We start from the raw sequence: 20,431 nt of genomic DNA on the forward strand, positions 1-20,431 counted from the left end.
ATAGNNGAGCGGGTGTCAGGGGAGGGGAAGGGGCCTCAGTGGGCGCCGCCCTGCTCCTTCAGGCGCTTGATGGACGCCTCGATCTCGGCCTCCGCCTCGGCGCGGCCGACCCAGTCGGCGCCCTCGACGGACTTGCCGGGCTCCAGGTCCTTGTAGACCTCGAAGAAGTGCTGGATCTCCAGGCGGTCGAACTCCGGCACGTTCTGGATGTCCTGCAGGTGCTCCATGCGCGGGTCCGACGCCGGGACGCACAGCAGCTTGTCGTCGCCGCCGGCCTCGTCGGTCATGCGGAACATGCCGACCGCGCGGCACTTGACCAGGACACCGGGGAAGGTCGGCTCGTCCAGGATGACCAGCGCGTCCAGCGGGTCGCCGTCCTCACCCAGGGTGCCCTCGACGAAGCCGTAGTCCGCCGGGTACACGGTCGAGGTGAACAGGTGGCGGTCGAGCCGGATGCGACCGGTCTCGTGGTCCACCTCGTACTTGTTCCGCGAACCCTTCGGGATCTCGATGCAGACGTCGAACTCCACGGGTGGCTCCTCCAAGATCAATCACAATGTCGGGTCACTGGACCGCCGTGATCACCGAGGTGCCGTGCTCGTGGCCCAGCTCAGTGGTTAAGTGTCCCTCACGCAACCGAGTGCTCGCGAAAGGGGCTGGTCAGCCGTGCTGGAGCGGAACGTGCTACGGCTGGCCGCGGGCTCCGCCGTCGCCGGTGTCGCCCTGGCCGCCACGGCGGCGGGTCTCGCCGGTCCCTGGGACGGAGGCCAGCGTACGGCCGAACGCGACCGCACGGCCGCCGGGTCCGCCACAGGTGGCGCACATCACGGCCGGGCCGCCGCGCCGGGCGCCCCCGCGAGCCTCGCGCCCGCACCCGCGCCCAGCGCGCCCGCGGTGCTCGCGCCCCTGGCGGCCCGGCCGTGACACGTTGGCGCTCTGCGCCGTAGTCAAGATTGGTGGGACGCTCGNCCCCCTGCTGCGCGCCCCCGGTCTCGGCGCGCCGCGCACGGCGGCCGTCGTGGACGCGGCGACCGGCCGCCTGCTGTACGGGCACGGTGCGGCGACGCCCATGGTCCCGGCCTCCACCGTCAAGATCGCCACCGCGGCGGCGGCCCTCTCGGCCCTGGGCCCCGACCACCGCCTCACCACCACCGTCGTGGCGACGCGGGACGCCCGCACGGTCACCCTCGTCGGCGGCGGCGACCCGACGCTCGACCGGAACCGCCTGGAGGCCCTGGCGGCGGCCACCGCGAAGGCGCTGCGCGCCCGCCGCGCGACGCCCGCGGCCCTGACGTACGACACCTCCCTGTACCGGGGGCCGGCGCGGCACCCGATCGGGGCCAACGACAACATCGCCCCCGTCACCGCGCTCATGACCGGCGCGGGGCGCCTCGACGGCTCCACGGCCGGCCCGGCCCCGCGCGCGGCGGACCCGGCCGGGGAGACGGCGCGCGCCTTCGCGGGGCTCCTCGCGGCCCGGGGGGTGAAGGTGCCGGCGGCCCCCGTGCCCGGCCGGGCCCCGCGCGGGCCGCTGCGGCTCGCCGCGACGCACTCGGCGCCCCTGTCGGCCCTGGTGGAGCGCACCCTGACGCACAGCGACAACGACCTGGCGGAGGCGCTGGCCCGGGCGACCGCCCGGGCGACCGGCCACCCCGCCGGCTTCGACGGCGCCGGACGGGCGGTGCGGGAGCGGCTGCGGCGGCTCGGCGTGCCGCTGGACGGCGCCGTCCTCAGGGACGGCAGCGGCCTCGACCGCCGCAACCGCGTCTCCGCCCGCCTCCTCACCGCGCTCCTGGCCCGCGCCGCCGACCCCGCCCGCCCCGAACTGCGCCCCGTCCTGACGGGCCTCCCGGTAGGCGGCTTCAACGGCACCCTGGAGGGCCGCTACGCGGACGGCTCCCCGGCCGCGGGCCTCGTCCGGGCGAAGACCGGCACCCTGACGGGCGTGAACGCCCTGGCGGGCACGGCGGTGACCCGCGACGGCCGCCTCCTGGCCTTCGCCTTCCTGGCGTCGAACACCCCCTCCCCGTACGAGGCCCAGCCGGCCCTGGACGCCCTCGCCGCCGCCCTGACCGCCGCCTGATCCGCGGCGGCCCGTACGGGACCCGANNGNNNNCCCCGCACACCCGCCCACCGCGCGGGGTCTCCCTCGCGGCGCGGAGCACGTACGGTTGACGCATGACGAGCATCGGTGGTGCCGGGATGGTCGACTGGAATCTCGCGGTGGCGACCGCGACCCGATTGGTGCGCCCGGGACCCGAGGTGAGCCGCGACCAGGCGCGGGAGGTCGTCGCCGAACTGCGGCGGCACGCCAGGGCCTCGGAGGAGCACGTCCGCGGATTCACCCGCATGGTCCAGGACGGGCACGAGCCGGAGGACACCCCCGTCCTCGTCGTGGACCGCGCCGGATGGATCCGGGCGAACGTCGCGGGCTTCCGCGAGCTGCTCACCCCGCTGCTGGACAAGATGGCGAAGCGCCGCTCCGCCGGCCCGGGCGGCGCGGTCCTCGGCGCGGTCGGCGGCAAGGTCACCGGCGTGGAGCTGGGCATGCTCCTGTCCTTCCTCGCCTCCCGCGTCCTCGGCCAGTACGAGACCTTCGCCCCCGCCACCCGCGAACTGCCCGCCGGGGAGAACGGCGGCGGCCGGCTCCTCCTGGTCGCGCCCAACATCGTCCACGTCGAGCGGGAGCTCGCCGTCGACCCGCACGACTTCCGCCTGTGGGTCAGCCTCCACGAGGAGACCCACCGCACGCAGTTCACCGCCGTGCCGTGGCTGCGCGACCACCTGCGCGGCGAGATCCAGACGTTCCTCGGCGCGACCGACATGGACCCCATGAACGTGCTGGAACGTCTCCGCGACGCCGTCCAGGCCTTCACGGGCGCCCGCCCGGAGGACGAGGAGGACGACGGCGGACGCTCCCTCGTCGAACTGGTCCAGACGCCCGAGCAGCGCGAGATCCTCGGCCGCCTCACGGCCGTCATGTCGCTCCTCGAAGGCCACGCCGACTACGTGATGGACGGCGTCGGCCCGCAGGTCGTGCCGTCCGTCGCGGAGATCCGCGAGAAGTTCCAGCAGCGCCGCGCACGGGGGGCGTCCCGCCTGGACATGGCGCTGCGCAGGCTCCTGGGCCTGGACGCCAAGCTCCGCCAGTACCGCGACGGGGAGCGGTTCGTCCGCGCCGTCGTCGACGAGGTCGGCATGGACGGCTTCAACCGGGTGTGGACCTCCCCGAACACCCTGCCCACGAAGGCGGAGATCGCCAGGCCCGCGGAGTGGGTGGCGAGGGTGCACCGCAGGACGGACTGAGGAACCGGGCCGGCCCCCGGACGACCGGGCCGGCCCCCGGCCGACCGGACCGGGACCCCCGGCCGGGCCCGGGGGTCCCCGGAACGGCGTCGCCTCAATCACCCGTCCGAGGGACCGTGGACGAGGGATGGGCGTGCGATGCTCGGGGAACGGCCGTGTTCTGTCACGATCGACGCACGCTGAGTGACGGCCCGCGTGACCGAACTCCCCGTTCCGACCGGCACGACTCCCCACCGAGGCACCCCAAACTCCACGAAGGGCACCGGACATGGGTCCCCATCCTGCGGTCGCGGCGATACGCCTGGCGGTTCGCCGCGTACTCCACGACGTACTCAACGAAGTCTCCCGGAACGCCGCCGCCTGCCCCGCGGCGGCCGCTCCCGCCCACCCGGACNCCCCGGCCGGACCGGGCGCGCCGGCGCACCGCCGCTCGTGCTGGTCGCCTGCTCCGGCGGCGCCGACTCCATGGCGCTGGCCTCCGCCCTCGCCTTCGAGGCGCGCAAGCTGGCCGTCCGCGCCGGCGGCGTCACCGTCGACCACGGCCTCCAGCCCGGCTCCGGCCTGCGGGCCGCCGAGGTCGCCTCCCGGCTCAGGGCCCTGCGGCTCGACCCGGTCGAGACCGTCGCGGTGACCGTCGGCCGCGAGGGCGGGCCCGAGGCGGCCGCCCGCGAAGCCCGGTACGCCGCCCTGGACGAGGCCGCCGAACGCCTGGGCGCCGCCGCCGTCCTGCTCGGCCACACCCGCGACGACCAGGCCGAGACCGTCCTCCTCGGCCTCGCGCGCGGCTCCGGCATCCGGTCCCTGTCCGGCATGGCCGCCGTCTCCGGCGCCGCCGGCCGCTACCGCCGCCCCTTCCTGCACCTCGACCGCCAGACCGCCCGCAAGGCGTGCCTGGCCCAGTCCCTGCCCGTCTGGGACGACCCGATGAACGCCGACCCGGCGTACACGCGGTCCCGGCTGCGCCACGAGGGGCTGCCCGCCCTGGAGAAGTCGCTCGGCAAGGGCGTCGTGGAGGCCCTCGCCCGTACCGCGCAGCTCTGCCGCGACGACGCCGACGCCCTGGACCGCTGGGCCGCCGAGGCCGACGCCTCCGTCCGCGACGAGGACGGCCTGCTGGAGTGCGCCCGGCTGTACGCGCTGCCGCCCGCGGTGCGCCGCCGGATCCTGCGCCGCGCGGCCATCGCCGAGGGCGCCCCGGCCGGCTCGCTGTTCGCCCGGCACGTCGAGGAACTGGACCGGCTGATCACCGGATGGCGGGGTCAGGGCGCGATCAATCTGCCCGGCCGCGTCGTCGCCCGACGTCAGGGTGGCAGACTGGTCATCCGGCAAGGCTGACCGAATACCGGCCGAGGCGTCGGCCGGGAGGCCGTCCAGGCCGTCCAGGCCGACGCAGGCTGCAACGAAAGTGACCCGGGTGAACCAGAACGACATGGGCGCCGACCTCAAGTCGGTGCTCATCACCAAGGAAGAGATCGACGCCAAGCTGGCCGAGCTGGCATCGAGCATCGACGAGGAGTACGCGGGCAGGGACCTGCTCATCATCGGCGTCCTCAAGGGTGCCGTGATGGTGATGGCGGACCTGGCGCGCGCCCTGTCCACCCCCGTCACCATGGACTGGATGGCCGTCTCCTCCTACGGGGCGGGCACCCAGTCCTCGGGTGTCGTCCGGATCCTCAAGGACCTGGACACCGACATCAAGGGCAGGCACGTCCTGATCGTCGAGGACATCATCGACTCCGGACTGACGCTGTCCTGGCTGCTGTCCAACCTCGGCTCGCGCGAGCCGGCCTCCCTGGAGGTCTGCACGCTGCTGCGCAAGCCCGAGGCGGCCAAGGTGGCGCTCGACGTGAAGTGGGTCGGCTTCGACATCCCCAACGAGTTCGTCGTGGGGTACGGGCTGGACTACGGCGAGAAGTACCGCAACCTCCCGTTCGTCGGGACGCTCGCGCCGCACGTCTACGGGGGCTGACGGACCGGGCCCCGGCGGCCCGGGAACCCAGGCCGCCTTCTCCGCGTTGAGCGTGGGGAAGGCGGCCACGGGCAACAATGCTGGGGTACCGTCCGAAGAACAGCTTTTTCCACACCCGTGCCGATCCGGACACCGGCGCGGGTCTCACTCTCACAGCAGCATTTACCTACGGGCAGGAGGGACGGGGCGGCATCGCTCCGTATGGATGGACGTGAAGCGATACTTCCGTGGGCCGGTCATGTGGATCGTGCTGGCCGTCCTCGCCGTGGTCGTGTTGATGCAGGTCGTCGGCTCGTCGGGCGGCTACAAGACGGTGGACACCGGCAAGGTCGTCCAGGCGATCGCCAAGAACCAGGTCGACCAGGTCAAGCTGACCACCGGCGACGAACAGATGATCAAGGCCGACCTGAAGGACGGCCAGAAGATCGACGGCAGTGACAAGATCCAGGCGAGCTACATCGGGACCCAGGGCTCCGACCTCGCCGCGACGCTGCAGCAGAAGTACGAGGCCGGTGAGATCGACAAGGGCTACACGATCTCGCCGACGAAGCAGAGCGCCTTCGTCTCCGTGCTCCTCTCGCTGCTGCCCTTCGTCCTGATCGTGCTGGTCTTCCTCTTCCTGATGAACCAGATGCAGGGCGGCGGCTCCCGGGTCATGAACTTCGGGAAGTCCAAGGCCAAGCTGATCACCAAGGACACGCCCAAGACGACGTTCGCCGACGTCGCCGGGTCGGACGAGGCGGTCGAGGAGCTCCACGAGATCAAGGAGTTCCTCCAGGAGCCCGCCAAGTTCCAGGCCGTCGGCGCCAAGATCCCCAAGGGCGTGCTGCTGTACGGCCCGCCCGGAACGGGCAAGACGCTCCTCGCGCGGGCCGTGGCTGGCGAGGCGGGCGTCCCGTTCTACTCGATCTCCGGCTCCGACTTCGTCGAGATGTTCGTGGGTGTCGGCGCCTCCCGGGTCCGCGACCTCTTCGAGCAGGCCAAGGCGAACGCCCCGGCGATCGTCTTCGTCGACGAGATCGACGCCGTCGGACGGCACCGCGGCGCTGGCCTCGGCGGCGGCCACGACGAGCGCGAGCAGACGCTGAACCAGCTGCTCGTCGAGATGGACGGCTTCGACGTCAAGGGCGGCGTCATCCTGATCGCCGCCACGAACCGCCCGGACATCCTCGACCCGGCCCTCCTGCGCCCCGGCCGCTTCGACCGCCAGATCGCGGTCGACCGCCCGGACATGCAGGGCCGCCTGGAGATCCTCAAGGTCCACCAGAAGGGCAAGCCGGTCGCGCCCGGCGTCGACCTGGCCGCCGTCGCCCGCCGCACGCCCGGCTTCACCGGCGCCGACCTGTCGAACGTGCTGAACGAGGCGGCGCTCCTCACGGCGCGCAGCAACAAGAAGCTGATCGACAACGAGATGCTGGACGAGGCGATCGACCGCGTGGTCGCGGGCCCGCAGCGGCGGACCCGGATCATGTCGGACAAGGAGAAGAAGATCACCGCGTACCACGAGGCCGGTCACGCCCTCGTCGCCGCGGCGTCCCCGAACTCCGACCCCGTCCACAAGATCACCATCCTGTCCCGCGGCCGTGCCCTGGGCTACACCATGGTCCTGCCGGACGAGGACAAGTACTCGACCACGCGCAACGAGATGCTCGACCAGCTCGCCTACATGCTGGGCGGGCGCGCCGCCGAGGAACTGGTCTTCCACGACCCGACCACCGGCGCGGCCAACGACATCGAGAAGGCCACCGCCACGGCCCGCGCGATGGTCACCCAGTACGGCATGACCGAGCGGCTCGGCGCGATCAAGTTCGGCGGCGACAACACCGAGCCCTTCCTCGGCCGTGAGATGGCGCACCAGCGGGACTACTCCGAGGAGGTCGCCGCGCTGGTCGACGAAGAGGTCAAGAAGCTCATCGAGACCGCGCACAACGAGGCCTGGGAGATCCTCGTCGAGAACCGCGACGTCCTCGACAACATGGTCCTCCAGCTCCTGGAGAAGGAGACGCTCGGCAAGGAGGAGATCGCCGAGATCTTCGCCCCGATCGTGAAGCGCCCGCCCCGCCCGGCGTGGACCGGCTCCTCGCGGCGTACGCCGTCGACGCGGCCGCCGGTGCTCTCGCCGAAGGAACTGGCGCTGACCAACGGCGCCGCCCCGGCGGCGGCCACCACGGCCACGTCGGTGGAGACGACGAAGACCGCCGAGGCGGCCCCGGAGGAGCGACCGGAGTCCTGACCCCGACGCCCCACCCGGAATGGATGCCGCGCCCCCCAGGTTCTAGCCTGTGGGGGTGCGGCATTTGCGCACTCCAGGCCGGAACGGAACGAGGACACATGACCGACGCGGTGACGCTGGACGGCGAGGGCACGATCGGCGAGTTCGACGAGAAGCGCGCCGAGAACGCCGTGCGTGAACTCCTCATCGCGATCGGCGAGGACCCCGACCGGGAGGGCCTGCGGGACACGCCCGCACGGGTGGCGCGGGCGTACAAGGAGATATTCGCGGGGCTGTGGCAGCAGCCGGAGGACGTGCTGACCACGACCTTCGACCTCGGCCACGACGAGATGGTGCTGGTCAAGGACATCGAGGTCTTCTCGACCTGCGAGCACCACCTGGTGCCGTTCCGGGGCGTGGCCCACGTCGGCTACATCCCCTCGTCCTCGGGGAAGATCACCGGCCTGTCGAAGCTGGCCCGGCTGGTGGACGTGTACGCCCGCCGCCCGCAGGTGCAGGAGCGGCTGACCACGCAGATCGCCGACTCGCTGATGGAGATCCTCGAACCCCGCGGCGTGATCGTGGTCATCGAGTGCGAGCACATGTGCATGTCCATGCGCGGGATCCGCAAGCCCGGCGCCAAGACCCTCACCTCGGCCGTGCGGGGCCAGCTGCGGGACATGGCGACCCGCACCGAGGCGATGAGCCTCATCATGGCCCGTTAGCGGCCCCTCACCGCGCGGCGGAGGCACGGCCTGCGGCAGACGCACGCACCACCGGGCGCGCCCCGCGACACGAGCGCGGCCCGCCGCGGTACGGCCGCGGCCCGGAGCGGGAGCGCACGCCCCGGAGTGCGGCCGGAGCACGGCCACGGGTACGGGTGCGCCCCGGGAGGCGGCCCCGCGGCGCGGGGACGGTCCGGGGCGCGGGTGCGGGATGCGGCGACCGGCTCCCGGCGGGAGCGGCGCGGCGGGTGGCGCTACGCCGCCGACGGAGAGGCGCCCGGGGGCTCGTCGTCCTCGGGCAGCCGGCACACCCGCTCCAGGAACAGCGCCGCCGCGATCACCGCGAAACCGGCCAGCACGGCGAAGCCCGCGTAGAGGGCCTGGTCGCGGCGGGCCGGGACGTCCAGGAAGCCCAGCAGGAAGGCTCCCGTACCCCCGTACATGCCGCTGACCGCGGCCGTGACCAGGGCACTGGCCTGGCCGAAGACCACCGCGCGGGCCGCCATCAGCGGCTCCACGCCCTTCGCGCCGGGGCGGCGCTCGCGCTGCGCCCGCAGCCGGGCGCGCAGGGACAGCGCCGTCGCCGCGAGGACCGCCGCGATGGCGGCCAGCACGATCGGGGCGGCCAGCGGGACGCTCGGCAGGGTGCCGAAGGCGTCCCACAGCCGTGCGCCGCCCCAGGAGAGGACGCCGGCCGCCACGAAGAGTCCGGCCAGTACCTTGACCCTGAGTTGCTTCACCGGTGTCCTTCGCGTCTGTCGGTGCCGTCGCCTGCGGTTCCGTAAGGGGGAACGGTCAGTCGGGGAGGCGGAGTTCCAGGTCCCGGCGGACGGTGACGCCTTCCTGGGCGACACCGGCCAGCAGGTCCGCCACCCGCCCCGCCCCGGGGAGCCGGGCCTCCGGCTCCACGTCCAGCCAGGGGCGCAGCACGAAGGCCCGCTGGTGGGCGCGCGGGTGGGGCAGGGTGAGGGCGGGGTCGTCGGAGACCTCGTCCGCGTACGCCACGATGTCCACGTCGACCGTCCGGGCGCCCCACCGCTCCGTGCGCACGCGGTCGAACGCCTCCTCCACGGCGTGCGCCCGCTCCAGCAGCGACGAGGGGGGCAGGGTGGTCTTCACCAGGACCACGGCGTTCAGGTACGGGGGCTGGGTGTCCGGGTCGACGCCCCAGGGCTCCGTCTCGTAGACGGGCGACACGGCCTTGACCCGCACGCCGGGGGTGTCCTCCAGGGCGTCGACGGCCCCCTGGAGGTTCTCCAGGCGGTTGCCGAGGTTCCCTCCCAGGGAGAGGACGGCCGGCCTGGGGTTGGACAGCGTGGTGTCGGCGGCGTCGACCTGCTCCGTCACGGAGGCGGGCACCGGCTGTACCGTCGGGTCGCTGGGCGTGCGGTTCATACGCGGCTCCGGGTGATCGTGATGGTCACATCGTCGAACGGGACGGTGATCGGGGCGTCCGGCTTGTGCACGCACACCTCGACCTCCTGCACACCCTCGTGCCCGAGGCACTGCCGGGCGATGCGCTCGGCCAGCGTCTCGATCAGGTCGACCGGCTCGCCCCGCACCACGCCGACGACCTCCTCCGCCACGACGCCGTAGTGGACGGTCTTCGCCAGGTCGTCCTCCTGGGCGGCGGGCCGGGTGTCGAGGCCCAGCACCACGTCCACGATGAACGTCTGGCCCTCCTCCCGCTCCTTGGGGAAGACGCCGTGGTGCCCGCGGGCCCTGAGGCCGCGCAGCGCGACACGATCCACGCGAATCACTCCTGCTGTCGTAGGTCCGGGAAGCTTCCGGGCCGGTGCGGTCGGCCCGGTCGCAACCCCTCGAATCTACCCGCGTCCACCGACAGGACCCGCACAGGTCCCGACGGGGGCCTTCCCGCGGTCCCGTCTATCCGCGCGGGGCGCTCACACCGCGCTCCCGTCGTCCTCGTCGTCGCCGGACTCCGCCAGGACGGGCGAACCGTGGTGGGACCAGACCTTCCAGCCGTCCGGGGTGCGGCGGAACAGGTTCGTCGCGACGACCAGCTGGCCGACCAGCGGGCCCAGTTCCGCGCCGTCCTCGGCCGGGCCGCCGCTGAGGATGTTCTCCGTGCAGGTCACCACCGCCGTGTCCGCCGCGACCGAGACCCTCACGTCTGTCAGGAAGAACTGGATGTACTCGGTGTTCGCCATGATCAGCGCGTACGAGCGGAGCACCTCGCCCCGGCCGGACAGCACCGGCCAGCCCGGGTGGACGCAGGAGACCTCGCCGTACCGGTCGTCCAGCCACAGGTCGGCGACCGCCTCGAAGTCGCCCTGCTCCACCGCCTCGTAGAAGGCGGTGTTGGCCAGTTCGACCGCCTCGGTGTCGGTGCGGGAGCCGCTCACGAGGCGGCGCCCTCGACGGCGCGGGCCACGCGGACGGCGTCCGCCGTCGCCCGCACCTCGTGGACGCGCACGGCCCAGGCGCCCTCGTGGGCGGCGATCGCGGAGACCGCGGCCGTCGCGGCGTCCCGCTCCCGCGCCGGCGGCGGGGCGTGCCCCTCCCGGGCCAGCACGCGGCCCAGGAACCGCTTCCGGGAGGCGGCAACCAGCAGGGGGCGGCCGAGGGTCCGCAGCTCCGCCAGGTGGGCCACGAGGGCCAGGTCGTGCTCGGCCCGCTTGGCGAAGCCCAGACCGGGGTCGACGATGAGCCGTTCGGGGGCCACGCCGCCCGCGACGACCGCCTCCACGCGCGCCCGGACCTCCGCGACGACCTCGGCGACCACGTCGTCGTAGACGGCGAGGGCGTTCATGTCCTCGCTGAAGCCGCGCCAGTGCATCACGACGAAGGGCACCTGCGCGGCGGCGACGGACGGCACCATGTCCGGGTCGGCCAGGCCGCCGCTGACGTCGTTGACGAGCACGGCGCCCGCCTCCACGGCCCGGCGCGCGACCGACGCGCGCATCGTGTCGACGGAGACGACGACGCCCTGCGAGGCCAGGCCCCGCACGACCGGCACGACCCGCCGCAGCTCCTCGTCCTCGTCCACCCGGGTGGCGCCCGGCCGCGTCGACTCGCCGCCGACGTCCACCAGGTCCGCCCCCTGGGCGGCCAGCTCCAGGCCGTGCTCGACGGCGGCGGCGGTGTCGAACCAGCGCCCGCCGTCGGAGAAGGAGTCGGGCGTCACGTTGACGACGCCCATGACCGCGCAGCGGTCCCACTCCGGCAGCCCCTGGACCGTGCCCCGTGCACGCAGCGTACTCATGCCCCCAGCGTAGGCCCGGCGGGGCGGCGGGGCGGCGACCGGGCCGGGTGCCGGGGGCCCGTCCGGGCGGCACCCGCGGGACGGGCGCGGACGGGGCGTCAGGCCGCGCGCATCCCCCGTTCGGACGCGGCGGGCGCGGCGGGCGCGGGGGACGGGGCGGTGCGCGAACGGGCCGGGCGGTCGGCGCGGCGGCGGAACGGGCGGGGCGGGGCCGGGTTCACGAAGCCCTCGGCCCGCATCGCGGCGAAGCCGACGCGGGGCAGGTCGCGCGCGGCGGGGTAGAGGACGAAGCGGGGCTCCCAGCGCGGCCGGAACTTCGCGTTGAACCGGTACAGCGACTCGATCTGGAACCAGCGGGACAGGAACACCAGCAGTCCGCACCACACCCGCAGGACCGGGCCGGGGCCCAGCCGCTCGCCGCGGGCCAGCGCCGAGCGGAACATCGCGAAGTTCAGCGACACCCGCTCGACGCCCAGCAGCGGGGCGGCCCGCAGGGCGGCGACGATCAGCAGCTCGTTCATGCCGGGGTCGGCGGAGCGGTCGCGGCGCATCAGGTCCAGGGACATCCCGGCCGGTCCCCACGGGACGAAGTGGATGACCGCCTTCAGGTCCCCGTACGGGGAGGCGTCCGGCGCGCCGTCCGCCGCCTCGTCCGCCCGGTGGGCGGTCGCGATCACCGCGTCGCCGTCCGCCGGGTCCCCGATGCGACCCAGGGCCATGGAGAAGCCGCGTTCGGTGTCGGTGCCCCGCCAGTCGGCCGCGGCCCGCCGTATGCGCTCCAGCTCGTCCTCCGGCAGGTCGCAAACGCGCCGCACCCGGGTCCGGTAGCCGTTGCGCTCGATGCGCTTGACCATCTGGCGGACGTTGCGCATGGCCCGTCCGGAGAGCGAGAAGTCCGCGACCTCCACCACCGCCTCGTCGCCCAGCTCCAGGGCGTCCAGGCCGGTCTCGCGGGTCCACACCCGGCCGCCGGTCTCGGAGCAGCCCATGACGGCGGGCGTCCAGGAGTGCGCCCTGGCCTCGTCCATGAACCGCTCGATGGCGCCGGGCCAGGCCTCCACGTCGCCGATCGGGTCGCCGCCGGCCAGCATCACCCCGGAGACGACGCGGTAGGCGACGGCGGCCTTGCCGCTCGGGGAGAAGACGACCGCCTTGTCGCGGCGGAGCGCGAAGTGGCCGAGGGAGTCGCGGCCGCCGTGCGCGGCGAGCAGTTCGCGCAGCCGGGCCTCGTCGTCCTCGCCGAGCCGGGCGACCGGTTGCTCGGGGCGGAACGCCAGGTGGACGGTGGTGGCGGCGGTGAGCAGGCCGAGCGCGCCGAGCGCGCAGCCGACCGTCCACGCCGCGCCGCCGGCGTACGCGATCGGCCCCTCGGCGCCGAGCAGGCCGAGCAGGACGTGCTCCAGGCGGTCGCTCAGGTCCGGGTCCCCGCCGGTCCTTCCGGGGTGGGCGCTCACGACGGCCAGGCCCAGGACCAGCGAGGCGGTGCCGGTGAGGGCGAGGCCGGCCAGTGCCCGCCGGCGGCCGCGCGGGGCCGGCCGGGCGGCGAACTCCCCGCGGTGGCGCAGCAGCAGCGCCAGCAGGGCCAGTGACAGCAGCGCGCCCGTCACGGAGTGGCGGTACGCGAACTGCGCCGCCGCCCCGGCCGGGAGCAGGGCCACAGCGGCCCACCAGGCGCGGCGCTTGCGGCGCTTCAGGGCGTGCCCCAGCAGGAGCAGCAGGACGCCGGTGGTGAGGGAGAGCGCGGCGGACGGCGGGCCGGGCGTGCCCGGCAGGACCTCCGCCAGGTCGCGGAGCCGGCTCGTCCGGAAGCGGGAGGACACCCCGGCGGCGACGTCCACCAGTCCGGCGAGCGCGCAGGCCGTGCCGGCGAGCGAGGGCGCCCGGCCGGCCCGCGGCCCGCGCGGGATCCGACGCCACCGGGCCGGAACCGATGCCGACTTGTCCCCATCTACCGTGACAGACATGACTTCCTGTGGCTCCGCGAGAGGTTGACGCGCCCCTTCGGCCCCGACGGCGTCGGAGCCGGCCAGCCGGACGGCACGTGCCCTCTAGGACGGCAGGTCCGTGCGGGCGGTTCACTCGCGCCGCGGAAAATCTCGACGAGGAAGGCTGGGGCGACGCATGGGTCTCACCGGTGGCAAGGTCCTGGCGCTGGCCGTCCTGGTGGCCGCCGCGCTGTTCGCGGTCACGGTGTGGCGGTGGCCGCGGCTCGCCGGGCGGTCCGCGCGGGCCGTGCTCGGCAGGGTCGGCCTGCTCCTGGCGACCCAGCTCTCGCTGTTCGCGGCGGTGGGCCTCGCCGCCAACGGCCACTTCCTGTTCTACGGCTCCTGGGCGGACCTCCTGGGCCGGGAGCGGGCGCCGGGCGTGGTCGTCGACCACCCGGTGCCCGGCGGTCGCGTCGAGGTCCTGGAGAAGCGCCCGCTGGACGTGCCGGGCGGCCACCGCCCGCAGGTCGGCGGCCAGATCCAGAAGGTGGTGATCTCCGGCGGGAGGTCCGGCATCGCGAGCCCCGCGTACGTCTACCTGCCGCCGGAGTACTTCCGGCCCGCCCACTCCCGGCGGACCTTCCCCGCCGCCGTGGTCCTCACCGGCTACCCGGGCACCGCCGAGAACCTGCTCAAGGGCCTGCGCTACCCCCGCACCGCGTACGAGCAGGCCAGGGCCGGGAGGATGCAGCCGATGGTCCTGGTGATGCTCCGCCCGACCGTCGCGCCGCCGCGGGACACCGAGTGCGTGGACGTGCCGGGCGGGCCGCGCACGGAGACGTACTTCGCCGAGGACCTGCCGAGGGCGGTCTCGGAGGCGTACCGGGTGGGCCGGGCCGCGCGGAACTGGGGCCTCATCGGCAACTCGACCGGCGGGTACTGCGCCCTGAAGATCGCGCTCCACCACCCGGACAGGTACGCGGCGGGCGCGGGCCTCTCGGCGTACTACCGGGCGGCCGAGGACGTCACGACCGGCGACCTGTTCCGGGGCGACGCGCGGCTGCGGAACCGGGCGGACCTGCTGTGGAGCCTCGGCCACCTGCCGCAGGGCAGGTCGTCGTTCCTGGTCACGACCTCCCGGAAGGGGGAGGGGAACCTCCGGGGGACGCGGGACTTCATCGCCGGGGTGAGGCCCCCCGCGCGCGTCTCGTCGATCACGCTGGACAGCGGGGGCCACAACTTCGGCACCTGGAACCGCGAGATACCGCCCGCCCTGGTCTGGCTCGGCGCCCGCCTCAGCGCGGCGTGACGCCGCCCGCCGGGCGGCGCAGCGCCCCGTGCGGCCGTCCGGGGCGAGGACACCCGGGTGGCGGTCGCCGGCGGCGGGGTCCACGACGGCGACCCGGCCCGCCTCGCACCGGAGCGTCGCGGAGAGCGCCTCCTCCGGCGATCCGCCCGGCGGCATCCGCGCCTCCACGGGCCGGGTGCGCTCCCGTACGGAATCGGGCGCGCCGCCCGTCCCCGCGCCGCCCGTCCCGCGCCGCCCGTCCCCGCGCCGCTCGGCAGCCAGCCGTACGCGGGGGGCCCCGCCGGCGCCGGACACCGCACCTCGGCCAAGGACGGCCGGGAACCGCGAGCCGTACGAACCGGCCCTGGAGAAGGGCGAGATCGGCGTCGTACCGGAATACGCGGCTACGCTTGCGGAATTCCGCAACGCGAAGGCGAACGGCCCGAAGGCGCCCCGGGAGAAGCCCGTCGTGTTCGGCGACGTGGCGGCGACCGTGGCGGCCCTGGAGAAGCCCGCCGCGCCGCGCGGACCGGAGATCCTTCCGGCGGGCGGGGCGGCCGACCGGAAGGCATTCGCGGTGAGCCGGGAATTCACGGCGCGGCACAAGCCGAAGTCCCTTTCGGATCTGCTCCGTTCGAAGCTGAAGGTGAAGATCGCGGCGGTGGCGAGGGCACCGTGCGGCCCTTCTGCGCGCCCGGCCTGAAGTTTGTCCACGGAATCGACGTGGCGGGGCGGACCCCGGGGGCGCGGGCACGCCGCGGGCCGAGCAGGCCGTGAAGGACGGCGCCGACCGGCCCGTGTCCACCACGGCGGCGGACGCCGCGCTCGACGCCTTCGGGCCGGTGCTCCTGGAGGACGGCGAAAAGCTTCGGAGCGCGGACAACGTGCTGCCGGTCGTCAATGCGGGGGACGCCGGTTCACCCCGGATCGCCACCGCTCCAGGCAAGATCACCAAGGCGCTGTCGACCGCCGATCCGATCGAGTCGAACCGGAAGGCCGACACCGAACGCGCAAAACCCGCCGATGTCGCCGAGGCCCACTGAAGGAGAAGGGACTGATCGGTGGGTGAGGCCCGCCGGGGCCGGAAGCGGAACGGCCGGTCCCGGTGATCGTATGGAAAAAACATTGCCAGGCTGACGTCCCGAAGTTCCCGTACGCACGGTAAATTTCCAGCCATGCCACGTGGACGCCACCGCCATTCCCCACCCCTGCACCGGCTGCTGCCGCCCTCCGCGGTGGCCGGCGCGTCCGTCCTCTGCGCCGCGGGCGCCTGGCTCCTGGCCGACCCGCTCGGACTGCGCCTGCTGGTCGCCGCCGCCGCGGCCGCCGCCGTGACGGGCGCGGTCCTCATGCGCGTCTGGGACCGCGCGGCCGGTCGTCGCGTCGCCGAACTGACCCGTGCCCGTGCCGGCGAGCGGTGGAGGGCCGAGGAGCGCGTAGCCGAACTGGAGGCCGACCTGGAGGAGGCCCGCGAGCTGCGCGCCAAGCTCGACGCGAAGCTGCGCGCCAAGCGGGTCGAGCTCGCCGGCCTCCGCAACGAGCACGCGGAGCTGCTGCGCCGGTACGCCACCGCCGAGACCGAGCGCGCCAGCGCCCTGGAGGGCCGCCGCCGGCTCGCCCTGGGCTCCGCCCCCGGCGCCCGGGCGGACGGCGGGGGCCGCGCGGCCGGGGCCCCGGCCAGGGAGGACTACCTGCGNTGNCGCGCNGGCCCTCGACCTCCTCGCGCGCGGCGCCGCCGCCCGGGAGGCCCGCCCGGCCGCCGAGGCCGCGCCCGGCCCCTCGGGGGCCACCTCCCGCACGACCGGGACGTCCGCCCTGGCGACGCGCCCCGTCCCGCCCGCGGCCGCCGTCCCGCAGGCCGCCCGGCGCCGTCCCGCCCCGCGTCCGGTGGGCGGCTTCGACTTCTTCGGCACGCGGAAGGCGGCCGGCGGTTCCGGCGCCGGAGAGCCCGCCGCCGCGAAGTCCGCCCCCGCGAAGCCCGCCGCCGCGAAGCCCGCCTCCGTCCCCGCCTCCGTCCAGGACGAGGACCTGGCGGACGTGGTGGGGGAGGAGGCGCTCGCCGCCGCGCGTCCCGCCGGAGGGGACGGGGAGCGGGCCGACGGCGAGGTCATCGACCTGACCGCGCACGACGAGACCGAGCAGCTCGACGTGGCCGGGCTGCGGAACGCGGTGGGCTCGTAGGCGTCCTTTCGCGCACGTGGGCCGCGACGGCGGCGGGGACCCCGGGTCCCCGCCGCCGTTCCCGTGCGCGGGGCGCCTACTTGTCGATGTCGCCGACGACGAAGAAGAACGACCCCAGGATCGCCACCATGTCCGCGACCAGCGTCCCCGGCAGCAGCTCCGACAGCACCTGGATGTTGTTGTACGAGGCGGAGCGCAGCTTCAGCCGGTACGGGGTCTTGTCGCCCTTGGAGACCAGGTAGTAGCCGTTGACGCCGAGCGGGTTCTCCGTCCACGCGTACGTGTGGCCCTCGGGCGCCTTGAGGACCTTCGGCAGCCGCTGGTTGACCGGGCCGGGCGGCAGGTGCGCGATCCGGTCCAGGCAGGCGTCGGCCAGGTCCAGCGCGTTGTGCGTCTGCTCCAGCAGGCACTCGAACCGGGCGAGGCAGTCGCCCTCCCGCCGGGTGACGACCCTCAGCGTGTCCCGCAGCTCCCCGTACGCCAGGTACGGCTCGTCGCGGCGCAGGTCGAAGTCGACGCCGGAGGCGCGGGCGATCGGGCCGCTCACCCCGTACGCGTGCACCGCCTCCGGGGAGAGCACGCCGACGCCCCGGGTGCGGCCGCGGAAGATCTCGTTGCCGAGGACCAGCCGGTCGTACACGTCCATGCGGGAGCGGACGGCGGCGACGGTCTCGCGGGTGCGGTCCAGCCAGCCCGCGGGGAGGTCCTCCTTCAGCCCGCCGACCCGGTTGAACATGTAGTGGATCCGGCCGCCGGAGACCTCCTCCATGACGCGCTGGAGGTCCTCCCGCTCCCGGAACGCGTGGAAGATCGGCGTGATGCCGCCCAGCTCCAGCGGGTACGAGCCGAGGAACATCAGGTGGTTCAGGACCCGGTTGAGCTCGGCGAGCAGGGTCCGCGTCCACACGGCCCGCTCCGGTACCTCCATGCCGAGCATCCGCTCGACGGCGAGGACGACGCCCAGCTCGTTGGAGAACGCCGAAAGCCAGTCGTGGCGGTTGGCCAGCATGATGATCTGCCGGTAGTCGCGCGCCTCGAACAGCTTCTCGGCGCCGCGGTGCATGTACCCGACCACCGGCTCCGCGTGCCGGATCACCTCGCCGTCGAGGACCAGGCGGAGGCGGAGCACACCGTGCGTCGAGGGGTGCTGGGGGCCGATGTTCAGCACCATGTCGGTGCTCTCGGCGGCGCCTCCGATGCCGACCGTGGTCTCCCGGGGCGGGGTGCTCTCCGTCATGGCGCTCAGTATCCCCCGGCGGGCCGCCGCTGGAGCAGCCAGGTGAAGTCGCCCAGTCCGCCGCGCGCGGTCAGCTCGGCGGCCTGGCCGGCGGCGGCGAGGGCCCGTACGTAGGCGGCCGGGTCGGACGAGGCGAGCGCGAGGGCCGGCCGCTCCCCGGACACCCCGAGCCGCCGCAGCGCCTCCCGCTGCGGCAGCAGTTCGGCCGGCCCGGCCGCCGCGGCCGCGCACGCGTCCAGGGCGACGTGGGAGGTGAGGTCGCAGGTGCCGTCCGGGACGGGCCGGACCTCGCGGCCCTGGCGGAAGCCGGTCAGCGTGCCGAAGGGGGGCCTGGCGCCCGCCGTGTGCGCGTAGTCCACCGCGACCGCCAGCCCCGCCTCCACGGTGCGCGCGGCCGCCGTCCACGCCTCGTCGCGGGGCCGGCCGATCTCGGCCCGCGCCCCCGGCTCCCGCAGCGGCCACCAGCGGTCGAGCCACTCCGCGTCCGCCCCGGTGACCGGCGGGCCGAGCCGTTCGGCGCCGTCCTGCCGCACCTCCACGTACCGGACGGTGCCGTCGTCGCCGACCTGGGCGACGTCGACCGGGACGTTGTCCAGCCACTCGTTCGCGAACAGCAGCCCCCGCACCCCGGCGGGCGGGCGGGCCACCCACTCCACGCGCGGGTCCAGGCCCGGGGGCCGGGGGGCGCGCTCCACGGCGTACGCCCGTACGCGCAGGTCCGGCGGGAGCGCGGCCAGCACCCCGGTCACCAGCTCACCGCGGCCGGCGCCCATGTCGACGAACGCCACCTCGTCCGCGCCGTCCGCCCCCGCGCCCGCCCCGAGGTCCGCGGCGACGCGCTCCAGCAGCCGGGCGACGGCGGCGGCGTACAGGGGCGAGGCGTGCACGGAGGTGCGGAAGTGACCTGCGGGGCCCTCGGGGCGGAGGTAGAACCCGCCCGGCCCGTACAGCGCGTCGCCCGCCGCCGCCCGCCATCCCCGCCACGACCGGTCGTCCCAGGTCATGCCGCCTCCCCAGCCGTCCCCCGCCGTCTCCTCCGCCACGGGCACAGTGTCCACCCTGGGGAGTAGGAGCCGGCGAACCGGATCGCACTCCCGGTTGACCCGCGCACCTGTCCGGTTTCCCTACGCTGGCCGTGTGCAGCACCTCTACGACTTCCTCCGCAGGCACCCGACGGGTGTCGACAGCTTCTGGGCGCTGGTGCTGTCCGGCCTCTCCGTCCTGTGGGTGGCCACGGTCCCGGGCGGGCCGGGCGGACCGGGCGGCCCGGGCGAGCCGGTCGCCGCCGCGGTCGCCCTGCTGTTCGGGCTGGTCGTGGCGTTGCGCCGCCGCATGCCGGAGAGGATGCTGCTGCTGGCGGTGGCCCTCGGGGGCGTGCAGCTCCTGGTCGACCTCCCGCCCAACCCGGCCGACTTCGCCATGCTCGTCGCCATCTACAGCGTCGCCGCCCACGACGGGCCGCGCTGGGCGTCGCGGCTCGCCCTGGCCGGCGGGGCGTGCGCGGCCACGGTCTCGCAGCTGCGGTGGCCGATGGAGCACATCTCCGCCACCGGGCGGATGTTCTCCACGGTCGTGATGTCGGTGCCGTTCGTGCTCGCCTGGGTCCTCGGCGACTCGATGCGCACCCGCCGCGCCTACCTGGCCCAGCTGGAGGAGCGCGCGGACCGGCTGGAGCGCGAGCGGGAGGCGCGGGCCAAGGTCGCCGTCGCCGCCGAACGGGCCCGCATCGCGCGCGAACTCCACGACGTGGTCGCCCACAACGTCTCCGTCATGGTGGTCCAGGCGGACGGCGCCGCCTACGTGCTGGACGCCTCGCCGGACCAGGCGCGGCAGGCGCTGGAGACCATCTCCTCCACCGGCCGGCAGGCCCTCGCGGAGATGCGGCGGCTGCTCGGCATCCTGCGGACCGGTGAACCGGAGGAGGCGGGGGAGTACGTCCCGCAACCGGACGTGCAGCAGATCGGCGACCTCGTCGAACAGGTCCGCACCGCCGGCCTCCCCGTCGACTTCAGGGTCGAGGGCACCCCGCGCCGGCTGCCCACCGGGGTGGAGCTCACGGCGTACCGCATCGTCCAGGAGGCCCTCACCAACACCCGCAAGCACGGCGGCCCGGACGCCGGCGCGCGCGTGCGGCTGACGTACTTCGACGACGGGCTCGGACTGCTCGTCGAGGACGACGGCCGGGGCGCGGCGCACGAGACGTACGCGGACGGCGGCGCGGACGGCCGGGGGCACGGCCTGATCGGCATGCGCGAGCGGGTCGGCATGGTCGGCGGCACCCTGGACGCCGGCCCGCGTCCGGGCGGAGGCTTCCGGATCAGCGCGCTGCTCCCCCTGAAGCCCGCCCACTAGGGCGTCTCTC

At 74.7% G+C, this 20,431-nt stretch carries 15 protein-coding genes and 7 pseudogenes; 13 read left to right on the plus strand and 9 right to left on the minus strand.

What is annotated here, in order from left to right:
• Window positions 1-35 precede the first annotated feature (35 nt).
• Window positions 36-530 carry an inorganic diphosphatase gene (locus MW084_RS15565; RefSeq protein WP_010470356.1) on the minus strand — a complete coding sequence of 165 codons (495 nt, stop codon included), beginning with the start codon at window positions 528-530 and terminating at the stop codon, window positions 36-38.
• A 136-nt stretch (window positions 531-666) separates the two neighbouring features.
• Here MW084_RS15565 and MW084_RS24600 point away from each other — a divergent pair.
• The 8 genes and pseudogenes from MW084_RS24600 to folE form a co-directional block, all read left to right on the plus strand.
• Window positions 667-968 (plus strand): annotated as a pseudogene (locus MW084_RS24600) (D-alanyl-D-alanine carboxypeptidase/D-alanyl-D-alanine endopeptidase); the annotation flags it as partial.
• A 1-nt stretch (window position 969) separates the two neighbouring features.
• Window positions 970-2,083 (plus strand): annotated as a pseudogene (gene dacB, locus MW084_RS15575) (D-alanyl-D-alanine carboxypeptidase/D-alanyl-D-alanine endopeptidase); the annotation flags it as partial.
• A 95-nt stretch (window positions 2,084-2,178) separates the two neighbouring features.
• Window positions 2,179-3,306 (plus strand): zinc-dependent metalloprotease, encoded by a 1,128-nt coding sequence (locus MW084_RS15580; RefSeq protein ID WP_010470354.1) that lies wholly within the window; start codon window positions 2,179-2,181, stop codon window positions 3,304-3,306.
• Window positions 3,307-3,574: 268 nt separating this feature from the next.
• Window positions 3,575-3,700: pseudogene (locus MW084_RS15585) on the plus strand (tRNA lysidine(34) synthetase TilS); the annotation flags it as partial.
• Window position 3,701: 1 nt separating this feature from the next.
• Window positions 3,702-4,641 (plus strand): annotated as a pseudogene (tilS, locus tag MW084_RS15590) (tRNA lysidine(34) synthetase TilS); the annotation flags it as partial.
• A gap of 94 nt (window positions 4,642-4,735) precedes the next feature.
• Complete coding sequence (gene hpt, locus MW084_RS15595) at window positions 4,736-5,275, plus strand: hypoxanthine phosphoribosyltransferase (RefSeq protein WP_010470352.1); 540 nt, start codon at window positions 4,736-4,738, stop codon at window positions 5,273-5,275.
• Window positions 5,276-5,480: 205 nt separating this feature from the next.
• A complete protein-coding gene (ftsH, locus tag MW084_RS15600) occupies window positions 5,481-7,508 on the plus strand; it encodes an ATP-dependent zinc metalloprotease FtsH (protein ID WP_010470351.1) in 2,028 nt (675 codons plus the stop codon).
• 98 nt (window positions 7,509-7,606) lie between these two features.
• Window positions 7,607-8,212, plus strand: coding sequence for a GTP cyclohydrolase I FolE (gene folE / locus MW084_RS15605; protein ID WP_010470350.1), 606 nt, complete (start codon window positions 7,607-7,609; stop codon window positions 8,210-8,212).
• Window positions 8,213-8,466: 254 nt separating this feature from the next.
• Here folE and MW084_RS15610 read toward each other — a convergent pair whose 3' ends face one another.
• From MW084_RS15610 to MW084_RS15635, 6 genes are all read right to left on the minus strand, one after another.
• On the minus strand, window positions 8,467-8,952 hold the full coding sequence (locus tag MW084_RS15610; protein WP_010470349.1) for a DUF3180 domain-containing protein: 486 nt from the start codon (window positions 8,950-8,952) through the stop codon (window positions 8,467-8,469).
• Between the two features lie 55 nt (window positions 8,953-9,007).
• The gene (folK, locus tag MW084_RS15615; protein ID WP_010470348.1) at window positions 9,008-9,607 is read right to left on the minus strand and encodes a 2-amino-4-hydroxy-6-hydroxymethyldihydropteridine diphosphokinase; all 600 of its coding nucleotides are present in this window, start codon (window positions 9,605-9,607) and stop codon (window positions 9,008-9,010) included.
• Complete coding sequence (folB, locus tag MW084_RS15620; RefSeq protein WP_010470347.1) at window positions 9,604-9,963, minus strand: dihydroneopterin aldolase; 360 nt, start codon at window positions 9,961-9,963, stop codon at window positions 9,604-9,606. Before folB ends, folK begins: the two co-directional genes overlap by 4 nt.
• 153 nt (window positions 9,964-10,116) lie before the next feature.
• Window positions 10,117-10,578, minus strand: coding sequence for a nuclear transport factor 2 family protein (locus MW084_RS15625; protein ID WP_010470346.1), 462 nt, complete (start codon window positions 10,576-10,578; stop codon window positions 10,117-10,119).
• Window positions 10,575-11,438 carry a dihydropteroate synthase gene (folP, locus tag MW084_RS15630; RefSeq protein WP_010470345.1) on the minus strand — a complete coding sequence of 288 codons (864 nt, stop codon included), beginning with the start codon at window positions 11,436-11,438 and terminating at the stop codon, window positions 10,575-10,577. Before folP ends, MW084_RS15625 begins: the two co-directional genes overlap by 4 nt.
• A 98-nt stretch (window positions 11,439-11,536) precedes the next feature.
• Window positions 11,537-13,402: a phosphatidylglycerol lysyltransferase domain-containing protein gene (locus tag MW084_RS15635; protein ID WP_050986755.1), complete on the minus strand. Its 1,866-nt coding sequence runs from the start codon at window positions 13,400-13,402 to the stop codon at window positions 11,537-11,539.
• 157 nt (window positions 13,403-13,559) lie between these two features.
• Here MW084_RS15635 and MW084_RS15640 point away from each other — a divergent pair, with 157 nt between their 5' ends.
• From MW084_RS15640 to MW084_RS15655, 4 genes and pseudogenes are all read left to right on the plus strand, one after another.
• Window positions 13,560-14,672, plus strand: coding sequence for an alpha/beta hydrolase (locus tag MW084_RS15640; RefSeq protein WP_010470341.1), 1,113 nt, complete (start codon window positions 13,560-13,562; stop codon window positions 14,670-14,672).
• Window positions 14,673-14,982: 310 nt separating this feature from the next.
• Window positions 14,983-15,694: pseudogene (locus MW084_RS15645) on the plus strand (glycine betaine ABC transporter substrate-binding protein); the annotation flags it as partial.
• A 132-nt stretch (window positions 15,695-15,826) separates the two neighbouring features.
• Window positions 15,827-16,347, plus strand: a pseudogene (locus MW084_RS15650) (hypothetical protein); the annotation flags it as partial.
• Between the two features lie 10 nt (window positions 16,348-16,357).
• Window positions 16,358-16,832: pseudogene (locus MW084_RS15655) on the plus strand (hypothetical protein); the annotation flags it as partial.
• 76 nt (window positions 16,833-16,908) lie between these two features.
• On the opposite strand, the gene MW084_RS15660 reads toward MW084_RS15655, so the two are convergent.
• A complete protein-coding gene (locus MW084_RS15660) occupies window positions 16,909-18,069 on the minus strand; it encodes an NADH-quinone oxidoreductase subunit D (RefSeq protein WP_010470339.1) in 1,161 nt (386 codons plus the stop codon).
• Between the two features lie 5 nt (window positions 18,070-18,074).
• Window positions 18,075-19,073, minus strand: coding sequence for an SAM-dependent methyltransferase (locus MW084_RS15665; RefSeq protein ID WP_029553467.1), 999 nt, complete (start codon window positions 19,071-19,073; stop codon window positions 18,075-18,077).
• 133 nt (window positions 19,074-19,206) lie between these two features.
• On the opposite strand from MW084_RS15665, the gene MW084_RS15670 reads away from it, so the two are divergent.
• Complete coding sequence (locus MW084_RS15670; RefSeq protein WP_010470337.1) at window positions 19,207-20,421, plus strand: sensor histidine kinase; 1,215 nt, start codon at window positions 19,207-19,209, stop codon at window positions 20,419-20,421.
• Window positions 20,422-20,431: the final 10 nt, after the last annotated feature.

The organism is Streptomyces sudanensis (assembly GCF_023614315.1).
Classification (GTDB): domain Bacteria; phylum Actinomycetota; class Actinomycetes; order Streptomycetales; family Streptomycetaceae; genus Streptomyces; species Streptomyces sudanensis.

What these genes read in the sequence shown, in the direction of transcription:
- MW084_RS15580 (WP_010470354.1), top strand. Translation starts at nt 2,179, where the DNA reads ATGACGAGCATCGGTGGTGCCGGGATGGTCGACTGGAATCTCGCGGTG.
- hpt (WP_010470352.1), top strand. Translation starts at nt 4,736, where the DNA reads ATGGGCGCCGACCTCAAGTCGGTGCTCATCACCAAGGAAGAGATCGAC.
- ftsH (WP_010470351.1), top strand. Translation starts at nt 5,481, where the DNA reads ATGGACGTGAAGCGATACTTCCGTGGGCCGGTCATGTGGATCGTGCTG.
- folE (WP_010470350.1), top strand. Translation starts at nt 7,607, where the DNA reads ATGACCGACGCGGTGACGCTGGACGGCGAGGGCACGATCGGCGAGTTC.
- folK (WP_010470348.1), bottom strand. Translation starts at nt 9,607, where the DNA reads ATGAACCGCACGCCCAGCGACCCGACGGTACAGCCGGTGCCCGCCTCC.
- folP (WP_010470345.1), bottom strand. Translation starts at nt 11,438, where the DNA reads ATGAGTACGCTGCGTGCACGGGGCACGGTCCAGGGGCTGCCGGAGTGG.
- MW084_RS15635 (WP_050986755.1), bottom strand. Translation starts at nt 13,402, where the DNA reads ATGTCTGTCACGGTAGATGGGGACAAGTCGGCATCGGTTCCGGCCCGG.
- MW084_RS15640 (WP_010470341.1), top strand. Translation starts at nt 13,560, where the DNA reads ATGGGTCTCACCGGTGGCAAGGTCCTGGCGCTGGCCGTCCTGGTGGCC.
- MW084_RS15660 (WP_010470339.1), bottom strand. Translation starts at nt 18,069, where the DNA reads ATGACGGAGAGCACCCCGCCCCGGGAGACCACGGTCGGCATCGGAGGC.
- MW084_RS15665 (WP_029553467.1), bottom strand. Translation starts at nt 19,073, where the DNA reads ATGACCTGGGACGACCGGTCGTGGCGGGGATGGCGGGCGGCGGCGGGC.